We start from the raw sequence: 19,128 nt of genomic DNA, 5'->3' as shown, positions 1-19,128 counted from the left end.
CGGCTGCGTGATCGTCGACGGCCTGTCTCTTGTCGCTGTCAGAGGACAGAGAACCACAGGAAGCGGGTGCCGGTAAATGGGGAGTTTGGCGGTTTACGTCGTATTCACATAGCGTGCTGCCGGGCTCCAGAGGGCTGGATCCGGGGCCTGACGTGCTGAAACGCGAGCACGTTCCGGTCAATTGAGCTACCTCAGGCCGTGTCTCTGCTGTTTCGGCGGCGTTCCATTCGTGTGTCGGGGCTGCCGAAGCCTTGCTCACCAGGGCAAACAGGAAGCCGCCCCCTATCCATCTGGACTTCGGCATGCTTTTATGGTGCCCTGTCAGCAACAAGAGACAGAGGAGAAGCAGTGCCCACCAACCGTTTCGTGATCGACACGGACACAGCCTCCGATGACGCCGTCGCGCTCCTGCTGGCGCTCGCCGCGGACGTCGAGATCGAAGCGATCACCACCGTCGGCGGCAACGTCGACGTCGTGCAGGCCACCCAGAACGCCCTCTACACGTGCGAACTGATGGGCAGCCGTGTCCCCGTCCACATGGGCTGCTCGAAGCCGCTGCTGTTCGAGCTGGAAACGGCCCAGCACGTCCATGGCGCCGACGGCATGGGGGACATCGGGCTCCCCCTGCACGGCCGCGAGCCCGCGCCGGGTCACGCGGTCGACGCGCTGATCTCCGCCATCCGCCGCAGCCCGGGCGAGCTCACCCTGGTCACGCTCGGCCCGCTGACGAACATCGCCGTCGCGCTCGCCGTCGACCCGTCGATCGCGCGCATGGTGCGCCGTTGCGTCGTGATGGGCGCGACCGGTGACGGGCTCGGCAACATCACGCCGGTCGCCGAATACAACATCTACGTCGATCCCCACGCCGCGCGCCTGGTGTTCGAGTCCGGCCTGCCGATCGAGGTCGTCGGCTGGGACATCTCCCGGCGCTTCGCCACCTATTCCCCGCACGATGTCCAGCAGCTGCGCGCCGTCGGCACACCGCTGGCGCACTTCGCCGTCGACATCCAGCGCGTGTTGCAGGAATTCTCCCTCGACCTGGGGCTTGAGGGCTTCGACCTGCCCGACCCCGCCGCGATGGCGGTCGCGCTGGATCCCGGCATCGTCACCGAGGCCGAGGACGTGCGGATCGACATCATGGTCGACGAAGGGCTCACGCGCGGCCAGAGCATCGTCAGCCGCCCGATCGACGGGCGGCGACCGAACGCCGGCATCGTGCGCGCACTCGACGCCCAGCGCCTGCGTTCGATGATCCGCGACGCCGTCCGCTCCACCAACAGTTAGGGAACATCATGTCCGACCTCCGGCAATGGGTCGTGGCCCTGCCCAAAGGCGAGATCCACACCCATCTCGAGTCTTTCGCCGACGCCACGCTCGCCGACCTCGCCAGGAAGGCCGGCGAGCCGGCGCCCGAGCCGGGCCACAAACCGCGCGGCCTCACCGAACTGCTCGACTACCTCGACTGGTGCTGCGGCCTGGTGCGCACCGAGGATGACGCGATCCGCATCGGGCGCGAGTTCGTCGAGCGGGCGGCGGCCTCCGGCGTGCGCACCGTCGACGTGATCCTCAACCCGTCGCACTGGACGCCGTGGAAGGACCGGCTCGACGAGCTGGTCGCCGCCCTCGGCACCGGGTTCGCGCAAGGGGAGGCGGCCGGCGGTCCAAGCACGCGCATCTGCCTGAGCATCCTGCGGTACTGGACCGCCGAGCAGGCGATGGAGCTGGTCGACACGATGGAACGCCTGCGTCCTTCGCGCGTCGTCGCCCTGTCGATCGACGGCAACGAGGAGGTCTCCGGGCCGGTGAGCGCGCGCTTCGCCCCCGCCTTCGCCCGGGCGCGCGAGCTCGGCTTCCGTACCACCGCCCACGCCGGCGAGTCGAGTCCCGCGTCGGGTGTGTGGGACGCGCTCGACGTCCTGGGGGCCGAGCGCATCGACCACGGCTTCCGCTCGGTCACCGACCCCGAACTGCTGCGGCGCCTGGCCGAGCAGCGGGTGCCGGTGGCCCTGTGCCTGTCGCAGAACCTCACCCTCGGCTGGGTCTCGAGCCTGTCCGAGCATCCCCTTCGCCGGCTGCACGAGGCCGGCGTCCGCCTGTCGCTCAACACCGACTCGTCGTTCAGCTACGTCCTGGCCGACGAGTACGTCGCCTGCGCCGAGGCGCTCGGCTGGGGCAGGCGCGAGCTCGCCGCGCTGGCGCGCACGTCGATCGAGGCCAGCTTCACGCCCGAGGAGGAGCGCCAGGCCCTCCTAGCGGAGCACGATCGTTTCGTCGCCGCCACGGTATGACCAGCTGGCTCCGTCCCGCGACGCTTGACGAGCTCCTCGACGCCCGCGCCGGCGGGGCGACCCTGGTCGGTGGTGGCGTCGGGCTGTGCTCGGCGGCCTTTCCCGGCGCGCTCACCGGCGCGCTCATCGACGCCCGCGCCGTGCTCGGCGGCCAGGTCGGCGGCACCCACGCCGGCGCGCTCGCGACACTCGCCACGCTCGCCGCGACGCCCGGGGTGCCCGCCGCGATCCGCCGGGCCGCCGCGGCCACGGCCAATCCGGGGGTCCGCCGGCGCATCACGGTCGGCGGTGTGCTCGGCTGGCGCTCCCCGCTCGCCGACCTGCCCGCCGCGCTCGACGTGCTCGACGCCCAGGTACGCGTCGCCGTACAGGCGGGAACCGCACCCACGCTGGTGCCGCTCCGCGCGCTGTACGGGCCGGAGCCGCCATCCGTCATCCTCGACGTGCACTGGGCGCCCGCCACCGCCAGCAGCTATCGGCGCGCCGCCGGTCGCCCCGGGCCCGCACCGCTCACGATCGGTCTGGCGGGGGTCCGACGGGATGGCGACATCCGGCTCGTCGCCTCCGGTGCGGCCGACACGCTGCTCGCGTTCACCCCCGACCGGATCCCGGCGGAGGCCGAGCTGCGTAACGACGCGCGGGCCTCGGCCCGGCACCGGCGACGGCTGCTCGACCGTCTCCTGGAACAGGTCATCGACGATCTGGAGGCTTCCCCATGAGCGACGACGAGATTTGCCTGCGGGTCGACGGGATGCGCGTGACGGCCGATCCAGGGCGATGGACCCTGGCCCGCTTCCTGCGCGAGCGATGCGCCGCCACGAGCGTGAAGGTGGGGTGCGAGGAAGGCGCCTGCGGGGCCTGCACCGTGCTCGTCGACGGCGATCCGGTGCCGTCCTGCGTGGTGCCCGTCGGTCTGCTCGACGGCTGCACGGTCGAGACGGCCGGCCACCTTGCCGGCGATCCGAACGGGCAACGGGTCGTCGACGCGTTCAGCCGGCACGCCCCGATGCAGTGCGGCTTCTGCACCCCGGGTCTGGTCTGTACGGCGACCGCGCTGCTGCGGTCCGGCAGCCGCCCTCGCGACGCCGAGCTCGCCGAGGCCGTCTCCGCGCACGTGTGCCGGTGCACCGGCTACGCGCGCTACCTGCGGACCATCGGGGACGTGCTGGCATGACACGAATCGACGCGCCCGCGAAGGCGCGCGGCACCGCCCGATACGCGGCCGACCATGCTCCCCAAGACGCCGCGATCGCCGGGCTGATCTGCACGAGATCCGCGCACAGCCGCGTCCGCCTCGACGCGACCGCGGCGCTGGCCGTGCCCGGTGTCCTCGCCGTGCTCGGACCACAGGACGATCCCGGCCACTCCTATTGCTCCAATCCCCACGGCGGCCGCGAGGACCAGCAGGTGTTCACCGCCGAGGGCCGGTTCGCCGGCGACGTGGTGGGCGCCGTGGTCGCCGAGAACCGACCGGCTCTCCTGGCAGCCCTCGACCTGGTCGTGGTCGAGGAGCACCCGCTGCCCGCCGTCCTGGACGTCGATCGGGCGCTCGATCCGGCGGCGCCGCCCGCGCATCTGGGCTTCCCCGGCAACCTCGTGGCCGAGCTGGCATTCGGCGCCACCGCCGAGGAGGCCGAGGCGGCCCTCGCCGGCGCGCCGTACGTCTTCGACGACACCTTCCGGCTCGACGCCGGCCCCGTCGGCTTCCTCGAACCGCCGGCCGCGGTCGCCCAGTGGATCGACGGGACGTGCCACCTCTGGTCGACGACCCAGTGCCCGCAGCTCGTGGGCCCCATCGTGGCGCGTCTGGTGGGAGTCGGCGACGATCGCGTGGTGCTCCACCCGGTGCCCGTCGGCGGCGGATTCGGCGGCAAGGAGGAGATGCACCTGGAGGCCGCGGCGGCGCTGTGCTCCCGGGCCGTCGGCGGCCGGGCCGTCTCGCTGGAAGCCAGCCGCCATCAGGTGTCACGACTGCGGAGCCGGCACGCCGCGACCGTGCGCGTGCGCACCGGCGTCGAGCCGGAGGGCCGGTTCCTCGTCCGGGTCATCGACACCACCTTCGACGCGGGTCCGCACGCCTTCCACAGCGCCGAGATCGCGGGCAACAGCATCGGCGCGGCGTTCGTGCTCTACCGCGCACCCGTACGGCGGGGCACCGGGACGGTGGTCGCCACCAACCACACCCCAGCCGGCGCGTTCCGCGGCTACGGGGGCGAGCACGCGCTTTTCGCCGTGGAAAGCCAGATCAACCACATCGCCCGCACCCTCGGCATCGATCCGATCGAGCTGCGGCGCCGGAACATGGTCACGGCCGGCGACGAGGATCCGTTCTGGCATTGGCCCATCCAGTCCTTCAGCCTCGACCGGTGCCTCGACGAACTGGCCGCGCGAAGGAGCCGGCCGCCCTCCGCCGACGACGGTCGGCGACGCGGCACGGGCATCGCGGCCTTGGTGAACGTGAGCAGCGCGACCGGCCCGCTGGGCCGCGACCGCGCGCTGGCGCGTTGCACGCTCGCCGCCGACGGCACCGTCACCATCGACTGCGGCGTGGCCGATCTCGGGCAAGGCGGCCACGCCGTGCTGGTCGCCATCGCGCAGGAGGTCCTGCCCGGATTCACCGTCCGGCTCGCCACGCGCGACACGGCATCGGCTCCACCCGATCCCGGCGTGTTCGCCTCGCGTGGGGTCTACCTCACCGGCAACGCCGTCCACCTCACCGCCCGGCGACTACGCGAGGCCATCGAGGACGGCCAAGGATCGGCGCTGGTACGGGCTCACCCGGCCGCCGCCGAGTTCGCCGACGGCCGATCCGTGCGCTGGCAGGACATCGGCGTGCACCAGGCGGAGGCCGCGTTCGAGGCGCCCGACAACGCGCTGGCCGCCGGGGCGCAGCTCGTCGAGGTCGCCGTCGACCCGGTCACCGGCGAAGTCGAGGTCGAGCGGGTCGTCTCCGTGCACGACATCGGCCGGGTGCTCGACCAGGAGGGCGCGGCGGCTCAGGTCCACGGCGGAGTGGTCCAGGGCATCGGGATCGCACTGTACGAGCGATCCGTCATCGACGCAGACGGGAGAACCGTCACCGGAGGCTTCTTCGACCATCTCGTCCCCACCTCGGTCGCGGTGCCACCGACCGAGGTGGTGTTCGTCCAGGCTCGGCGGCACCAGGCATCCCCGACCGGGGCCAAGGGTCTCGGCGAATGCCCCATCCTCGGGGTGGCCCCGGCCATCGCGAGCGCCATCGCCGACGCCACCGGCGCCCGGCTCCATCAGCTGCCCATGACGGGCGAGCGCGTCGCCGACGCCCTGGCCGCACGTGGTCATAACTTAGAATGGCAGAAGATATGACACCGCCCACTGTCTCCGACGTGCACCGTGCCCTGGTGGAGCGCATCAGCTCAGGGGCGCTCGCGATCGGCGCCCGGCTCCCGTCGTGCCGGACGCTCGCCGCCGACCTCGGCTCGAATCCGAGCACCGTGGACCGCGCCATCCAGCGTCTCGCCGAATCCGGTCTTGTCCGCACCGTTCCGCGGCGCGGCACCTTCGTCACCGCCACCGAGGGCCCCGACGTGGACGTGCACGAAGAGCTGTCCACCGAACTCGACCAGATCGTCACCCGCGCCCGGGCGACGGGCATGGCGATGCCGGCCATCCGGGAGATGTTCGCCGCCACGCTCCAGCGGGCCGAGCAGCCGCAGGCTATCGCGTTCGTCGAATGCAACCCCGTCGACCTCGAGCACATGGCGACCCTGCTCGAGAACGCCACCGGGCTCAAGCTCAGCCGCATCCTGCTCGACGACATCTCCGCCCATCTGGACGAGACCTTCCCGGTGATCGCCGCCCCGCTGTTCCACGTCGCCGACCTGTTCGACCGAGTCGGCAGCTTCGATCACGTCATCGGGCTCAACTTCCCCCCGGCCACCGCCGCGCTGCGGCAGCTGGCCCTGCTCGACCCCAAGGTCACCGTCATGGTCGCCGCCCCCACCACCCGTGGCCTCGAACGGCTCGCCGCGCTCGTCCGGCAGTACAACGTCGGTCCGACCGAGACCTTCCTCACCGGGATCGACCCGCCGGAGCGGCTGGCCACGGCCGGGGTGCTCGTCCGTACCAACGCCGTCCGCATCCGGCCCGAGCACCTCCGTTCCGTGTCCCAGGAGATCGTCATCGAGTGGGAGCTCGACCCGTTCTCGGCGAAGGCGTTCCGCTCACGCGCCAACGCCGCGCTTCGCCGGCAATCGGACGTCCCCTAGGGCTGGGATCAGGCCGCTTCCTGGACCTCGGCCTGGGCGGTGCACGGGACGCGGTGGCGCTCGTTGTGGCGGGCCAGCAGGAAGACGATCAGGGCCACCAGCAGCAGCGGGAGGGCCTTGATCAGGAAGGCGCCGGCGAGGGTGGGGGAGTCCCACCAGGCGTGCATGAGCATGGCCAGGGCGAGGCCGCCCGCGCCCACCAGGACGCGGCGCGGCATCGGCCGGCAGACGCGGCCGAGGAGGTAGCCGAGGGCCGCGCCGCTGACTGCGGTCATCGCCCAGTGGCTCCACCAGGCGGAGAGCACCACCCGGACGAACAGCGAGCTCAGGCTGTCGCTCACCTCGTGGACCCCGCCCGCGGCGGTGATCGTGTTGAAGACGTAGAGGAAGTTTTCGACGACCTGGAAGCCCAGCCCGGCAAGGGCGCCGTAGCCGAATCCGGCGAGAGGCCCGCTGATGAGATGGGGAACCATCAGGGCCAGCAGCGCCACCCCGGCCACCTTGGCGAGTTCCTCGTCGATGGGGGCGACGATCGTGTTGCCCCACCGGTCGGCGAACTCCAGGCCCACGGTCTTGCGCAGCAGGCTGAGGAACGCGGTGTTGGCCGCGAACGCCACCCCGAAGGCGCCGAAGCCGCCCCAGGCCACGGCCATCAACGCGTACCTCACCGGATTCGAGCGGACGGGGCGGATGCGATGGAACAGCCAGAACCCCACCAGCAGCAGGGGTACGAGCACGACCAGGCCGATCAGCGCGCCCGAGCTGAAGACGCCGGCCTGCGGCACAATGGTGATCAAGGTCGTGTACGCGCCGAGCGCGCACCCCACCGCCCACACCCAGAACGCCGGACGCCCCGTCATGCCCCGGCTCCGGCGAACCTGATCGAACGCAGCATCGCGCCGACATCCGCGCCCATGACCTCGGCGGGCGGCCCTGCCACCACGACGTCGGCCCCCAGCACCGCGGCGGCGAAGACCGCGACCATGGCCATCCGATCCCGGAAGGTGACGGGTCCGACCAGCCCCGGCACGCCCTGCGTGGTCGTGATGGCGACGGTCTCACCCTGGCGGGCGTTGACGCCGCCGGCCTGCTCGATCCGGCCCAGGCCGTGCCACAGCTGCTCCGGCGTGGCCCCCTCGGACATGATGACGCTGAGCTGGAACGAGGTGGAGCCGTTGAGCAGCGCCACCGACTCCGACAGTTCCGTGGCGTCGATATCCAGCGCCCACCCGTCCGGCACCTGAACCGAGACCGGCCGCTGCTCGTCTTCCCCCAGCGGCCCCACCTGGACCCGCGCGCCCGCGGGCAACGGCACCGCGCCCGCGCTGACCCGCCGATCCGCCATCGGGAGCCCGACACCGAGCACGACCAGCACCGCGGCGACCGCCAGCGTCCCTGGCCATCCCTTGCGGTCCATCCGGTCCCCTCGGTCAGGAGGGGGATGCCTCAGTCATAGCCTGCCTGTTCCGGATCAAACGTGTTATGTCTTCCGCCGCGCCGCCCACACCGCCAGGGCCAGGCCGGCGATGACCACGATCGGCCCGATGATCGCCCACGTGGTGTTGTCGCTCATGAAGCTACCGCCGATGAAGCCGAGGCCCTGCAGGGTCCAGACGCCCCCCATGAGCACCAGGAGGGCACCAAGACCGATCAAGAAGGGTTTTCCCATACCCCCAGTCATAGCGCTTCTGAGGCGATCTTGGCGAGCGCTCACCGCCGGACCCGGCTCCGTACGGCCAGCAGCGCCAGCGCCAGCAGGAGCGGGGCGAGCAGGCGCAGCACGAGTTCGATCCATTCGCCGGCCGGGGTGAGCGGGACGTCGGTGCCGCGCAGGAGCGAGGTCGCGGCCCGGACGCTGAAACGCACGGCGTCGCCGTACGCGACGGGAGCGCCGGGGAAGCCCCACTGGACCAAGGCGGCGGACGTGGTGAGGATGACGACCGCCAGGGCGGTCAGGGCGCGCCAGACGCGCACGCCGTAGCCGGACAGCAGCCAGTAGAGCGACACCAGCAGCCACTCGCCCAGCGTGGCCGTGACCCCGCGCCACCAGCGCTCGCGCAGCCGGACCCGGAACTCCTGCCAGAGCCCGATCCGGCGCATCTCCATCTCGCCGTAGTAGAACTCGGTGACGGCGGGCTCGTCCTTGACCTCTTCGTGCATGCGGCGCAGGGCGTGGTAGTCCCCCTGGATGGTGCCGCTGACGGCGGCGTCCTGGTCGTCGCCCGGGATCGCCCAGCGCCGCCGGCGGCGGGCCGACCCGGTTCTGGCGCGGAAGCGGCGTTCGTCCGCCAGGGCGATCCGGCGGGTCACCCAGAGCCCGCGCGGGGTGTGGCCCCACGAGTTCCAGTCCTCGACCGCGAGCTGGTGCAGGTTGTGGGCGCCCGCGAACGAGCAGCGGGACAGGTCCACCGAGGAGAGGGTCAGGCCGGTCAGGTCCGTGCCGAGCACGCTGAGCAGCCGGGGGCGGTCGGCGGGGCGGTACTCGGTGATCGTGGCCGGGGCGGCGGCGATCGCGGAGGGCGCGCCGAAGTGCACATCGTGCAGGACGATCTCGGCCGGTCCCGACGAGGTGAGCCGGACGCCGCTCTCGAAGACGGTCCGGTCACATTTGAGCGTCCCGTCGGCCACCTCGATCCTGGCGCGGCGGCGGAACGTGCTCAGGCTGAAGTCCGTCATGGGGGCGTCCAGGGTCAGGCTGGCGGCGCCTTCGAACAGGGCGCGGGTGAGGCGGGCTTGGCTCCGGAACGTGACCCCGTCGAAGAGGACGTCCCCGTGGAAGCCCACCTGCTGGAACCAGGCCTCGTCCTCGAATTCCGCTTCGACGAAGCGCGTGTATCTGGCGAACGACGCGTCGCGAAAGGTCGCCTCGGCGCGGAAAACGGTGTTCCTGATCGTGCTGCGATGCTCGAATGTGGCGTGTGCGAACAGGGCCGGGCCGTTGAAGACCACGTTGTCCAGGGCGAACCGGTCGGCGAAGGTGGCGCCGGTGAAGTCCGCCGGGCCATGGAAAACCAGGTCGGTCAAGTCGAATCGGCTGGCGAAGGTGCTGCCCTCGAAGGACGCGGGGCCCTCGAAGACCACCCTGGTGTGTCCGAATCCGCCCAGGTGTTTGCCGCTGAGATCCACGGCGCGGACGATGGAATGGCCTTGGTCGTCACGCTCGCCCGTGCCGAAAGTATGCGACAGGCAACAACGACTTCCGGGGAGTGCGTTCTCCGTACATTCGGTGCACGTTGGCATGAGAGAACAAGCTACTCGGCGGTCGCGATAACCTCCTCAGACATGGAGAGGATCTTCAGTGTCGAGGGCGCCCGTTCCCTCATGCCCGAGGCGCGCGAACTCGTCGGGGAGCTGATCGAGCTCCGCGCCGACCTGGCCGAGCTCGGCTACGACCTGAAACAGTCCGGGACGTCGACGCGGGGCGGCCTGGCCGAGGCCAAGGGCCTGGAGGCCAGGATGGCCGAGATCGTCGGCTGGTTCTCCGACCAGGGCATCGAGCTCAAGGGCATCGCCCCGGTCCTGATCGACTTCCCCGCCGTCCTGGAGGGCATGTCGGTACGGCTCTGCTGGATCGAGGGCGAAGGCGAACTCGCCTGGTACCACCGCAGCGAACTGGGCTTCGCCGGACGCCGGCCGCTCTGACCCGAGGCGGGTAACCGCGGCCGACTTCGCGGCCCAAAGGGGTAGCCGTGGTCGGGTCTGAAGGGGCGGCATCGGTCCGGTTCGCGGAACGACGGCTGTCTGTGACCCTCAGCCGGGAGCGGGGAGCCCACCAGTCAGACCTGGATGGTCAAGCCCGCTGTCCTGACTCTCGGCCGGGAGCGGGGAGCCCCCGGGACGAGCTGGAGCCCTAGCCTTCCGGGTATTCCTCGCCGAACTCCCCGAGTTCCTCGAAGTCCTCGTTCAGGTTGCCCAGGATCGCGCCGTACCGGACGGTCACCATGCGGGCGACCGCCTCGTGCGCGCCCAGCGGTGACGCGCAGCCCATGCACTCCGCGGCGGCGGCCGTGATCCGGTCGGGATCCACCTCGGGGCCGATCACGAAGGGCGCCAGCGCGATCCGGGACGCGCCGATGTTGCGCAGGCGGTCGGCCGCGTCGGCGACCGTGGGGCGGCCGTCGAAGGCGGCGGGGACGACGGGCAGGGCCAGGCGGGCGGCCAGCAGGACGGCGGTCGCGTCGGCGGCCCTGGCGGATTCGTCGCCGCCGACGGTGGCCACGATGATGCCGTCCACCGGCGAGGTCACGTTGAACAGGCGGATCCGGTCGGCGCGGGCCAGGCCGCGCTCCGACAGGCGTACGTGCAGGGCCTCGGCGAGGAAGGGGTGCGGGCCGAGCGGGTCGGTGACGGTCACCGGGGCCTCGCTCTCGGCGACCGCGTCGCGGACCGAGCGCATCACGCGCGGGTGCGAGCCAGTGATCAGCGGGACCACGATGGCGGCGCGCGGGTGAGGTTCGCCGTCGGCTTGGGCGGGGAAGCCGCGGGTGGCGCGTTCCGCGGCGATGGAGGAGAACTCCTTGGCGAGGTCGGCGCCGCCGTCGGTGAGCGAGATGAGCCGGAGGTCGAGTTGCGGGTTGTCCACTCGGATGATCGAAGCCAGCTCGGTCACGACGTCGTCCACCGCCCCTGGGACCGCGAGCACCAGGGTGGGCGCGTCCGCGGGCAGGTTGACGGGCAGCGGCCTGCGATGGCGGCCGCCTCCGCCTGGGCGCGACGAGCGTTCCCGGATGGGGAGCTTCGCCGGAACGTCTTGACCTTCGTTCACACCGGCGGATTCTAGGACTAATCAGCCGAATTAGTGGAGTCGACGGGCCGATGCGTTCCCTGGGAGGAACATAGGAAGCGTGATCACGGTATTCGGCAGCGCCAACATGGACCTCGTCGCCTACGTCCCGCAAGCCCCTCACCTGGGGGAAACGGTGTCGGGAACCGAGTTTCGCACGGTTCCCGGCGGAAAGGGAGCAAACCAAGCGATCGCTGCGGCGCGAGCCGGCGCGGAGGTCGCCTTCGTGGGCGCGGTGGGGTCCGACGCGTTCGGGCCCGCGTTGCGGGCGGCGCTTGATGACGCTGGGGTGAACACTGAAGGGCTTCGGGTGGTCGAGGGGCCGTCGGGGATCGCGCACATCGTGGTCGAGGAGGGCGGCGGGAACTCGATCATCGTGGTGGCGGGGGCGAACGGGACGGTCACCGGGCCCTCGGACCGGGATCTGGAGGCGATCGCGGCGTCGGACGCGCTGCTGCTCCAGCTGGAACTGCCGATGGAGGCGGTCGTCGCGGCGGCGGTCGCGTCGCCCGCGCCGGTGATCCTGACGCCCGCCCCGGTGGTGGAACTGCCGGACGAACTCCTCGACGCGGTCGCCCTGCTCGTCTGCAACGAGCACGAGGCCGCCGCGATCACCGGCCTGGGAGTGCCCGACAGAGCCCTGGAAGCCCTTCTGGAGCGCGTTCCGGAGCTTGTGGTCACTCTGGGGTCAAAAGGGGCTCTGTACGGCTCACGCGACGGCTCACGCCTCTGGGCGCCCGCCGTACCGGTCAAAGTGGTGGACACCACGGCCGCCGGGGACACGTTCGTGGGCGCGCTGGCGGTGGCGCGGGCCGAAGGGCGCGGCCCGGAACAGTTCCTGCGGTTCGCCTCGACGGCCGCGGCGCTGTCGGTCCAGCGGGCCGGGGCGTCCACGTCGATGCCGTTCCGGCACGAGATCGACCAGGCGCTGGACGATCAGCCGCTGGCCAATCCGTAGGCGACGGCGTGCCGGTGCCCGAGCCGCCCGGCGACGTCACCGCGCCCGACCGGCGTGGCCAGCTCGCGCGCCAGCACCGCGAGCACCTCGTCGTCCCCTGCCTGGCCGCCGATCACGACCGCCCGCTCGTACGGCACCGCGAGCTCGTCCAGCGCCCTCCTGAGCGTCGCCCCCAGCACCGCACGCTTGATCGACAACCGCAGCGACCGCCACTCCGCCGGGCTCATCGCCGCCGAGAACGGCAACAACCCCGCAGGGCCCGGTACTGCCAGCCATCCCACCGCGCTCCCCGCAGCGGCCATCCGGTTGGCACGCGTTCACGGGTCCGCCCGCGTGGGATGTAGACGTCGCGGGTCTCGCGGACGAGGGCGGCGTCGATAGGGCAGCCATGGGTGGTGAGCCAGGTCGGTGAGTTCGGTGGTGGTGGAGCGGTGGGGGCAGAGGGTAACTGCTGCGCGGTTCGTCAGCGTTTATCAGTCCGTTTTCCGTTTCCCGGGGGATCCGGCGGGGTGGCCGGCTCGCCAGGTGTGGAGTTGGTCGGCGGGCCGCAGCAGGGCTGGGCCAGCCTTGATGGGTTGCGGGAACCCTCGGAGCGTTTGCACCGGTTGTCGAGGACGCGTCAGGTGATCCCCAGACAGGCGCACGCGTCTTTCTTCGCTGCTCAACCGTCCGCCTCGAAGCCGGGCGCTGGCTCGTCTCGTTCTCCGTCCAGATCGAGCGCGCCGCAGCCACGCCGTCGCGGCCGGAGGCGGTGGTCGGGGTGGACTTGGGCGTTAAGACCCTTGCCGTCTACTCCGACGGCCGTCCGCCCACGGCCAACCCCCGGTACCTGGCCGCCGCCTCCCGCAAGCTGCGCCGCCTGTCCCGGGCGGTGTCCCGCAAGCAAGGCCCGGACCGGCGCAGCGGACAGCAGCCGTCCGGCCGGTGGCGAAAGGCCGACGCCGCCCGCAACCGGGTCCATCACCGGGTGGCCGCGCTGCGCCGCGATGCCATCCACAAGCTCACCACGACGCTGGCGGGCGAGTGCGGCACGCTGGTGGTCGAAGACCTCCACGTGGCCGGGATGGTGCGGAACCGGCGGCTGGCCCGCGCGATCTCCGACGCCGGGTTCGGCGAGATCCGCCGCCAACTCGCCTACAAGACCGAATGGAAGGGCGGCCGACTGGTGGTGGCCGGCCGCTGGTTCGCCTCCAGCAAAACCTGTTCCGGATGCGGCGCGGTGAAAGCCAAACTCGCCCTCTCCGAACGCACCTACACCTGCACCGCCTGCGGCCTGATCGTCGATCGCGACCTCAACGCCGCGCTCAATCTGGCTTCCCTGGTGAAGCAGACCGTCGCCGGGAGTGGCCCGGAGACGCCAAACGGACGTGGAGCCGACCGTAAGACCCCGCCTGCCGGGGCCGGTGGCTGGGAAACGTCTACCCCGCACCGGGCACCGCCCGGGTCAGACGGGGACCTCCGCCCAGCAATGGACGGATCACTGAGAAACACTGAAACTCAGTGAACGGCTTCGTAGATGCGCATCGCTCAAGCTCCAGCGCCTCCTCCACCGAACACAGCACGAGCACGCCGGGCGCGCCCACCGCCGACCCGATCGACACCGCCACCGCGTCGGACGGTGCGTCGGTCAGCACCGGCACGGTCGTCTCCAGCTCCCGGAACCCGAACGCCGCCGCCGTCGCGGCGTCGGCCGCCAGCAGCAGCGGATCGTCCAGCCGGTTGGTGACATGCGCCTGGTTGGACGGCGTTCGCCGCGCCCGCAGCTTGGTCATCGCCATCACCAGCTCGGCGGGGCGCAGCATCGCCAGCACCTTGGTGAACTTCGCCGAGGTCATCCCCGCGCACAGCCGGATCACGCGAACGCGTTGAGTGGGTTCAACGCCTCGAAAACCATGCCGTCGGGGCCGCCGCCGCGCGCCGGCACCGAGCCGCCCATCAGGGACAGGATGAGGACCTCGCCGATCAGGAAGACCTCGAGGACGGAGACGGCGATGTCGAACTAGCCGAACACGCCGATGGCGGCCACGCTGAGCGCTGCGTAGACGATCCAGCTCAGGTCGGGACCGCCCATCAGGTCCACGGCGAACTTGGTGACCGAGGAGAAGATGCCGATGAGCGAGGCCTCGAATACCACGTACGCCAGGGTGGGGCCTCTCCCTCCGTACTGATCCGTGCGCGAATAGTGACACCCAAGGAGGTTGTCAAACTATACGACATGTAATGCAAATGCTTACAAATCGAACGATTGACAAAAGGCGGAAAATGTTCCGAAATTGCGCCTTAAATGGACCGGAAATTGGTTTGAGGTCGTGGGCCGAATGTGTCGGTGCCAGGTCGTATCGTGGGCGTTATGTCCGATGCGGAGATCATTGAGGTCGCCGGCCGGGAAGTGAAGATCACCAGCCCTGAGCGGGTGGTCTTTCCCCGCACCGGCCACACCAAGCTGGACCTGGTCCGTTTCTACGCCGCCGTGGGGGAGGGCGCCCTCCGCGGCGTCGCCGACCGCCCGCTGGTGCTCAAACGATTCGTGCACGGCGTCGACGAGGAACCCTTCTTCCAGAAGCGCGCCCCGGCCAAGCGCCCGGCCTGGATCGAGGTGGCCGAGCTGCGCTACCCGTCCGGCCGCTCCGCGGAGGAGGTCGTCGGCCGCGACCTCGCCGCCGTGCTCTGGACCGTCAACCTGGGCTGCGTGGACCTGAACCCGCACCCGGTCCGCGTCCCCGACCTGGATCACCCCGACGAGCTGCGGATCGACCTCGACCCGGTGCCCGGCGTCGCCTGGGACGAGATCGTCGACGTCGCCTTCCTGGCCAGGGACGTGCTCGGCGAGCACGGCCTGACGGCGTGGCCGAAAACCTCGGGCTCGCGCGGCTTCCACGTCTACGCCCGGATCGCCCCCGGCTGGACCTTCCCCCAGCTGCGCAAGGCGGCCGAGGCCGTGGCCAGGGAGATCGAAAGCCGCGCCCCCGGCCTGGCCACCAGCCACTGGTGGAAGGAGGAACGCCAGGGCGTCTTCGTGGACTTCAACCAGAACGCCCGCGACCGCACGGTCGCCTCCGCCTACAGCGTGCGCCCGACCGGCCTGGTCTCCACCCCGCTGCGCTGGGACGAGGTCCGCGGCTGCCGCCCCGAGGCGTTCTCCCTCGACACCGTTCCCGCCCGCTTCGCGGCCGGAGGCGACCCCTGGGCGGAGATGGACTCCTCAGCGGCCGAGGGATCCCTGGATTCGCTGCTCGCGCTGGCCAAGGAGCAGGGCCCGCGCCCCAAGGCGCCCAAGGGCACCGGCCGCCGCCAGCCCACCATGCCGCTGATCGAGATCGCCAGGGCCGAGACGAAGAACGAGGCGCTCGTGGGCCTGGACCGCTGGAAGGCCCGCCATCCCGAGGTCGCGGCGCTGCTGGAGCCCGCCGACATCCTGGTCGACTCCATGCGCGGCCGCAGCTCCGCCTGGACCCGGATCCGGATCAACCTCCAGCATGTTCCTGAAGCGCAGCGTCCGGCCCAGGAGCCGCTGGAGGTCGACTACGACCCCTGGAAGCGCTAGTTGCCTGGGCCGTACACGTCCCAGAGCTCGCCCAGGAAGAACGCGCCGAAACGGGCCAGCGCCGCCGCGCCACCGGGACCGGCGGTGTGGAAGGTGGTGAGCATCCTGGTCAGGTCGGCCGGCGAGATGCGCAGGGTTCCGGTGGCCAGGACGTTGCCCTCCTCGCCCTCCTCGACATGGCCCTCCAGCAGGGTGCTGTGCAGAGTAGAGGTGTCCAGCCACAGCCGGGTCGGCGGGCCGTGCTTCACGTGCTTCACGCCGAGCAGGGTGCGGGGCTGGTTCTCGCCGTCGCGGAAATGCAGCCGATAGCGCATTTCCCGGTGGTCGGGCGACTCTCCAGGCGCGAAGAGGTTGAACCAGCCCCGCTCGATCGGGCGCCGGCCCCCGCAAATGGCGGCGTCGATCCATCCTTCGGCCCGGGCGAGGTGCTCGGGCTCGGTGAGGAAACGGTCTACATCGTCGGCGGTGATGGTGATGTGGAACGCGAAGCCGTCGCCGCCGTTGAGCGTGCCGCGCATTTCCTCGGTGAACGACAGGGCGGTGCGGACGGGCATTGGCGCGTTCTTTCTGGTGGTGATCCGGTCCGCCATCCGGTCGGCCATGGCGGCGATGGTGAGCGAGGGGTTCGGCCCCACCGGTCCTGGCATGGCCGCGCCGTCGGCGACGTACAGGCCGGGGAAGCCGAACACCTCGCCGCGCGAGTCGCAGACGCCCTCACCGATGTGGCGGCCCATCGGGGCGCCGCCGAGCGGGTGCGCGGTGAGCACCCGCCGCAGCGGCGCGTCGGAGTATTCGGCGCCGAGGACGTCGCCGATACGTCGCATGGTGCCGCGCAGCTCCGCGTAGTACTCCCTGCTGGTCTCGGCGTCCCAGTCCAGGACGAGCCGCTCGCCGTGCAGCCGCAGCACGCCGTCGGGCACGTCCCGGCCCATGCCGAGGATCGGCAGCGACCGGTCGGACAGCTCGCCGGTGCCCAGCAGCCGGGACAGCTCGGCGGACAGGTTGTGGTCGCGGGTGATCAGGCCGCGCAGCCGCTCCCAGACGAACCGCACGGCCCGCTTGAACTCGTCCCCCACGGCGGCGGCCTCGGCCATCCAGTCCACGAAGGCGGGGAATCCGCCCTCCTGGATGTAGGCGCCGTCGGGCAGCCGGATGGAGCTGGTGATCACCGGCCCCCGGCTGGCCGCGATCGGCCGGTCCTGGGCGCGCAGCAGGAACGAGATGATGTCGCCGTTGCCGGAGAACCGGGTCCCCAGGGTCTTGCTGATCCCCGGCAGCTGGTTCTTGAGCAGGAGATAGGTCGTGCCGTAGGTTCCCGCGGCCAGCACCAGCCGGTCGCAGCTGATCGTCTGGAGTTCGGTCAGCGGATCGTGCTGGACGAAGCCGACCTCGTAGCCTCCGCCCGGCCTCGGGGTGATCGTCCGGACCTCGTGCAGCGTCCGCAGATCCGCTCCGTGCCGCCGTGCCGCCGATAGATAGGTGTGGTCGAGGCTGTTCTTCGCGCCCTCGTTGCAGCCGAGGTCGCACTCGCCGCACAGCTTGCAGGTCCGGCGGGTCACGCCGTGCAGGTTGCCGTACTCCGGATCCACGATCTGCAGCCCGATCTCCGGCCGCGCTCCCGGCTTGGGCGCGAAGCTGACCGCCAGCGGCGGCAGCTGCCAGTCCAGACCCAGCTCGGCCGCCGCGTCCTGCATGGCCCGCGTCTTGGCCGTGTCCTGGTAACCCTTCTTGTCGAGCGGGTACGGCGCCGCCCCCAGCATGCGCTCCACCGCGTCATAGTGCGGATCCAGCATGTCCCTGCTGATCGGCCAGTGCTCGTAGCCCCCGCCCGGCAGCGGCGACTCCCGCACGAACCACTTCTCCTCCTTGCGGAGCAGCACGTTGGCGTAGATCAGCGACCCGCCGCCGAGCCCGCTGGACACCACCGAGTCGCAGTCGCCGAAGCTCCACACGTCGAACAGCCCGTGCAGGCCCGCGGCCGGATCCCAGAACGCCTTCCCCATCTGGGCGGGGCTGCGCGGGAACGAACCGGGCGGCCAGGCCCGGCCGCGCTCCATCACCACCACCTCGAACCCGGCCTCCGCCAGCCGGTAGGCCGCCACCGAGCCCCCGAACCCGGACCCGGCGACGAGGACGTCAACGTGCTCCATCACGCCCGCCCTCGCTGTGCTTGCGCAGGAACTCCAGGATGTGCGGGAACACGTCGCGGGCGGCGTCCTTGCCGATGATCGGGTCGACGTGGCCGTAGCCGGGCAGCACCTGCAGCTCGTGCAGCCCCGGCCGGGCCTTCGACATGATCTGGTGGCAGACGATGTTGGAGTCGCGGAAGACGTGATTACGGTCCCCGGTCAGGAACAGGACCGGCGTGTCGATGTGCTCCGCGAGCTCCAGATAGTCCTTCGGCAGGGCCGGGAACCGGTCGTCGTGCCGGACGGCGTGCCCGGCGCGCACCATCCGCCGCATGTGCCGGTAGTAGTGCAGCCCGTTCGCGCCGAACAGGTCGGCCACCCGGGCGTGCGTCGCCGGGTCCAGGTTCTCGTGGCTCCACAGCCCGGGATTGCCCGCCCCCCACATGAAACTGATCATGTGGCAGGCCCGGAAGTCGCACTCGCGGTGGAACAGCGACACCGCGCGGGAGATCATCCAGCCCCGGGTCAGCACCGGCGCGTCCCCGAACCGCGAGTCCAGGAACGACACGCCCGCGATGTAGTCGAAGAAGCCCGGCCCCAGGGCGAGCTTGATCTTGGACCAGCGCGGCACCCGGGTGACCAGCGCGACGCTGTTGGAGGTCATGCTGGCGATCTCGCCGACCAGGCCGGCGGCCAGGCTCATCATGAACGACACCGAGCCCAGGCACTGCGCGATCACGTGCACCCGCTTGTTCCCGATGTGCTGGCGTAACTCCCGCAGCGCGGCCGGATGGTCGAACAGGGCGATGTCGTCGAGCGTGAACCGGTGTGTCTCGGTGTCGTACGGGAAGCGGTTGCTCATCCGGAAATCCAGCGACCACACGTCCGGGTAGCCGCTGTCCAGCAGGTACGAGACCAGGTTGCGGTGCTCGGGCATGATGAACATGTCCGTGGACGCCGGGAGACCGTGCAGCAGCAGGATCACGTCGTCGCTGTCGGCGCGGTGGAAGCGGTGGAGCTCCAGGCCGAGCCCGTCCTCGGTCGCGAACGGATGCTGCGACACCTCGGCGTTCGGCACGCCTTCCGTGGTGAAACGCGCGATCCGCATGGTTCCGCCCTCCCGGGTATTTCCGAGATCACACCATCCCAAGAGCGGCCACCGGCGGGCATCGTGGAAAA

Annotated in this window: 20 protein-coding genes; 10 read left to right on the top strand and 10 right to left on the bottom strand. The window is 70.9% G+C overall.

Annotated elements, in window-relative coordinates; genetic code table 11:
• Positions 1 to 366: 366 nt before the first annotated feature.
• From ABGB08_RS12635 to ABGB08_RS12610, 6 genes are read left to right on the top strand one after another with little or no spacing between them, the layout of a single operon-like run.
• Positions 367 to 1,284 carry a nucleoside hydrolase gene (locus ABGB08_RS12635; protein WP_347589630.1) on the top strand — a complete coding sequence of 306 codons (918 nt, stop codon included), beginning with the start codon at positions 367 to 369 and terminating at the stop codon, positions 1,282 to 1,284.
• A gap of 8 nt (positions 1,285 to 1,292) precedes the next feature.
• Entirely contained in the window at positions 1,293 to 2,288 is a 996-nt protein-coding gene (gene add, locus ABGB08_RS12630; protein ID WP_347589628.1) for an adenosine deaminase, read from the top strand.
• Positions 2,285 to 3,007 (top strand): FAD binding domain-containing protein, encoded by a 723-nt coding sequence (locus ABGB08_RS12625; RefSeq protein WP_347589626.1) that lies wholly within the window; start codon positions 2,285 to 2,287, stop codon positions 3,005 to 3,007. The genes add and ABGB08_RS12625 overlap by 4 nt, the downstream gene beginning before the upstream one ends.
• Positions 3,004 to 3,462: a 2Fe-2S iron-sulfur cluster-binding protein gene (locus tag ABGB08_RS12620; RefSeq protein WP_347589624.1), complete on the top strand. Its 459-nt coding sequence runs from the start codon at positions 3,004 to 3,006 to the stop codon at positions 3,460 to 3,462. The genes ABGB08_RS12625 and ABGB08_RS12620 overlap by 4 nt, the downstream gene beginning before the upstream one ends.
• Positions 3,459 to 5,633, top strand: a complete 2,175-nt coding sequence (locus ABGB08_RS12615) for a molybdopterin cofactor-binding domain-containing protein (protein ID WP_347589620.1) — start codon at positions 3,459 to 3,461, stop codon at positions 5,631 to 5,633. The genes ABGB08_RS12620 and ABGB08_RS12615 overlap by 4 nt, the downstream gene beginning before the upstream one ends.
• Positions 5,630 to 6,535 (top strand): GntR family transcriptional regulator, encoded by a 906-nt coding sequence (locus tag ABGB08_RS12610; RefSeq protein ID WP_347589618.1) that lies wholly within the window; start codon positions 5,630 to 5,632, stop codon positions 6,533 to 6,535. Before ABGB08_RS12615 ends, ABGB08_RS12610 begins: the two co-directional genes overlap by 4 nt.
• A gap of 8 nt (positions 6,536 to 6,543) precedes the next feature.
• Here the strand turns inward: ABGB08_RS12610 and ABGB08_RS12605 are convergent, their stop codons facing one another.
• The 4 genes from ABGB08_RS12605 to ABGB08_RS12590 form a co-directional block, all read right to left on the bottom strand.
• Complete coding sequence (locus ABGB08_RS12605; RefSeq protein ID WP_347589616.1) at positions 6,544 to 7,395, bottom strand: PrsW family intramembrane metalloprotease; 852 nt, start codon at positions 7,393 to 7,395, stop codon at positions 6,544 to 6,546.
• On the bottom strand, positions 7,392 to 7,952 hold the full coding sequence (locus ABGB08_RS12600; protein WP_347589614.1) for a hypothetical protein: 561 nt from the start codon (positions 7,950 to 7,952) through the stop codon (positions 7,392 to 7,394). Before ABGB08_RS12600 ends, ABGB08_RS12605 begins: the two co-directional genes overlap by 4 nt.
• Positions 7,953 to 8,015: 63 nt before the next feature.
• A complete protein-coding gene (locus ABGB08_RS12595) occupies positions 8,016 to 8,204 on the bottom strand; it encodes a hypothetical protein (RefSeq protein ID WP_347589612.1) in 189 nt (62 codons plus the stop codon).
• A 41-nt stretch (positions 8,205 to 8,245) separates the two neighbouring features.
• Positions 8,246 to 9,661, bottom strand: coding sequence for a pentapeptide repeat-containing protein (locus tag ABGB08_RS12590; RefSeq protein ID WP_347589610.1), 1,416 nt, complete (start codon positions 9,659 to 9,661; stop codon positions 8,246 to 8,248).
• 156 nt (positions 9,662 to 9,817) lie between these two features.
• Here ABGB08_RS12590 and ABGB08_RS12585 point away from each other — a divergent pair, with 156 nt between their 5' ends.
• Positions 9,818 to 10,177 (top strand): DUF2203 domain-containing protein, encoded by a 360-nt coding sequence (locus ABGB08_RS12585; RefSeq protein ID WP_155359600.1) that lies wholly within the window; start codon positions 9,818 to 9,820, stop codon positions 10,175 to 10,177.
• Positions 10,178 to 10,385: 208 nt separating this feature from the next.
• Here ABGB08_RS12585 and ABGB08_RS12580 read toward each other — a convergent pair whose 3' ends face one another.
• The gene (locus ABGB08_RS12580; RefSeq protein WP_347589607.1) at positions 10,386 to 11,300 is read right to left on the bottom strand and encodes a hypothetical protein; all 915 of its coding nucleotides are present in this window, start codon (positions 11,298 to 11,300) and stop codon (positions 10,386 to 10,388) included.
• A 79-nt stretch (positions 11,301 to 11,379) separates the two neighbouring features.
• Between ABGB08_RS12580 and ABGB08_RS12575 the strand changes: the two genes are divergently transcribed.
• Positions 11,380 to 12,276: a ribokinase gene (locus tag ABGB08_RS12575; RefSeq protein WP_347589605.1), complete on the top strand. Its 897-nt coding sequence runs from the start codon at positions 11,380 to 11,382 to the stop codon at positions 12,274 to 12,276.
• Here the strand turns inward: ABGB08_RS12575 and ABGB08_RS12570 are convergent.
• Positions 12,255 to 12,557 carry a diol dehydratase reactivase ATPase-like domain-containing protein gene (locus ABGB08_RS12570; RefSeq protein WP_347589603.1) on the bottom strand — a complete coding sequence of 101 codons (303 nt, stop codon included), beginning with the start codon at positions 12,555 to 12,557 and terminating at the stop codon, positions 12,255 to 12,257. The genes ABGB08_RS12575 and ABGB08_RS12570 overlap by 22 nt on opposite strands.
• 431 nt (positions 12,558 to 12,988) lie before the next feature.
• On the opposite strand from ABGB08_RS12570, the gene ABGB08_RS12565 reads away from it, so the two are divergent.
• The gene (locus ABGB08_RS12565) at positions 12,989 to 13,780 is read left to right on the top strand and encodes an RNA-guided endonuclease TnpB family protein (protein WP_347589942.1); all 792 of its coding nucleotides are present in this window, start codon (positions 12,989 to 12,991) and stop codon (positions 13,778 to 13,780) included.
• Here ABGB08_RS12565 and ABGB08_RS12560 read toward each other — a convergent pair.
• The gene (locus ABGB08_RS12560; protein WP_347589601.1) at positions 13,695 to 14,132 is read right to left on the bottom strand and encodes a propanediol/glycerol family dehydratase large subunit; all 438 of its coding nucleotides are present in this window, start codon (positions 14,130 to 14,132) and stop codon (positions 13,695 to 13,697) included. The genes ABGB08_RS12565 and ABGB08_RS12560 overlap by 86 nt on opposite strands.
• Positions 14,133 to 14,275: 143 nt before the next feature.
• Complete coding sequence (locus ABGB08_RS12555) at positions 14,276 to 14,410, bottom strand: hypothetical protein (RefSeq protein ID WP_347589599.1); 135 nt, start codon at positions 14,408 to 14,410, stop codon at positions 14,276 to 14,278.
• A gap of 216 nt (positions 14,411 to 14,626) precedes the next feature.
• On the opposite strand from ABGB08_RS12555, the gene ABGB08_RS12550 reads away from it, so the two are divergent.
• On the top strand, positions 14,627 to 15,820 hold the full coding sequence (locus ABGB08_RS12550; RefSeq protein ID WP_347589597.1) for a DNA polymerase domain-containing protein: 1,194 nt from the start codon (positions 14,627 to 14,629) through the stop codon (positions 15,818 to 15,820).
• On the opposite strand, the gene ABGB08_RS12545 is transcribed toward ABGB08_RS12550, so the two are convergent.
• Together ABGB08_RS12545 and ABGB08_RS12540 are read right to left on the bottom strand one after the other, a co-directional pair.
• On the bottom strand, positions 15,817 to 17,970 hold the full coding sequence (locus tag ABGB08_RS12545) for a GMC family oxidoreductase (RefSeq protein WP_347589595.1): 2,154 nt from the start codon (positions 17,968 to 17,970) through the stop codon (positions 15,817 to 15,819). The two genes, ABGB08_RS12550 and ABGB08_RS12545, sit on opposite strands and share 4 nt — an antisense overlap.
• On the bottom strand, positions 17,957 to 19,057 hold the full coding sequence (locus ABGB08_RS12540) for an alpha/beta fold hydrolase (RefSeq protein ID WP_347589593.1): 1,101 nt from the start codon (positions 19,055 to 19,057) through the stop codon (positions 17,957 to 17,959). Before ABGB08_RS12540 ends, ABGB08_RS12545 begins: the two co-directional genes overlap by 14 nt.
• Positions 19,058 to 19,128 lie beyond the last annotated feature (71 nt).

Source organism: Acrocarpospora sp. B8E8 (assembly GCF_039871605.1).
Taxonomy (GTDB): domain Bacteria; phylum Actinomycetota; class Actinomycetes; order Streptosporangiales; family Streptosporangiaceae; genus Acrocarpospora; species Acrocarpospora macrocephala.
The sequence above is the reverse complement of the archived record's forward strand: the minus strand, read 5'-3'. Positions and strand labels throughout refer to the sequence as shown.

Excerpts from the sequence above, each read along its gene's own strand:
- add (WP_347589628.1), top strand. The coding sequence starts at position 1,293 with ATGTCCGACCTCCGGCAATGGGTCGTGGCCCTGCCCAAAGGCGAGATC.
- ABGB08_RS12625 (WP_347589626.1), top strand. The coding sequence starts at position 2,285 with ATGACCAGCTGGCTCCGTCCCGCGACGCTTGACGAGCTCCTCGACGCC.
- ABGB08_RS12620 (WP_347589624.1), top strand. The coding sequence starts at position 3,004 with ATGAGCGACGACGAGATTTGCCTGCGGGTCGACGGGATGCGCGTGACG.
- ABGB08_RS12615 (WP_347589620.1), top strand. The coding sequence starts at position 3,459 with ATGACACGAATCGACGCGCCCGCGAAGGCGCGCGGCACCGCCCGATAC.
- ABGB08_RS12610 (WP_347589618.1), top strand. The coding sequence starts at position 5,630 with ATGACACCGCCCACTGTCTCCGACGTGCACCGTGCCCTGGTGGAGCGC.
- ABGB08_RS12605 (WP_347589616.1), bottom strand. The coding sequence starts at position 7,395 with ATGACGGGGCGTCCGGCGTTCTGGGTGTGGGCGGTGGGGTGCGCGCTC.
- ABGB08_RS12600 (WP_347589614.1), bottom strand. The coding sequence starts at position 7,952 with ATGGACCGCAAGGGATGGCCAGGGACGCTGGCGGTCGCCGCGGTGCTG.
- ABGB08_RS12595 (WP_347589612.1), bottom strand. The coding sequence starts at position 8,204 with ATGGGAAAACCCTTCTTGATCGGTCTTGGTGCCCTCCTGGTGCTCATG.
- ABGB08_RS12585 (WP_155359600.1), top strand. The coding sequence starts at position 9,818 with ATGGAGAGGATCTTCAGTGTCGAGGGCGCCCGTTCCCTCATGCCCGAG.
- ABGB08_RS12550 (WP_347589597.1), top strand. The coding sequence starts at position 14,627 with ATGTCCGATGCGGAGATCATTGAGGTCGCCGGCCGGGAAGTGAAGATC.
- ABGB08_RS12545 (WP_347589595.1), bottom strand. The coding sequence starts at position 17,970 with ATGGAGCACGTTGACGTCCTCGTCGCCGGGTCCGGGTTCGGGGGCTCG.
- ABGB08_RS12540 (WP_347589593.1), bottom strand. The coding sequence starts at position 19,057 with ATGCGGATCGCGCGTTTCACCACGGAAGGCGTGCCGAACGCCGAGGTG.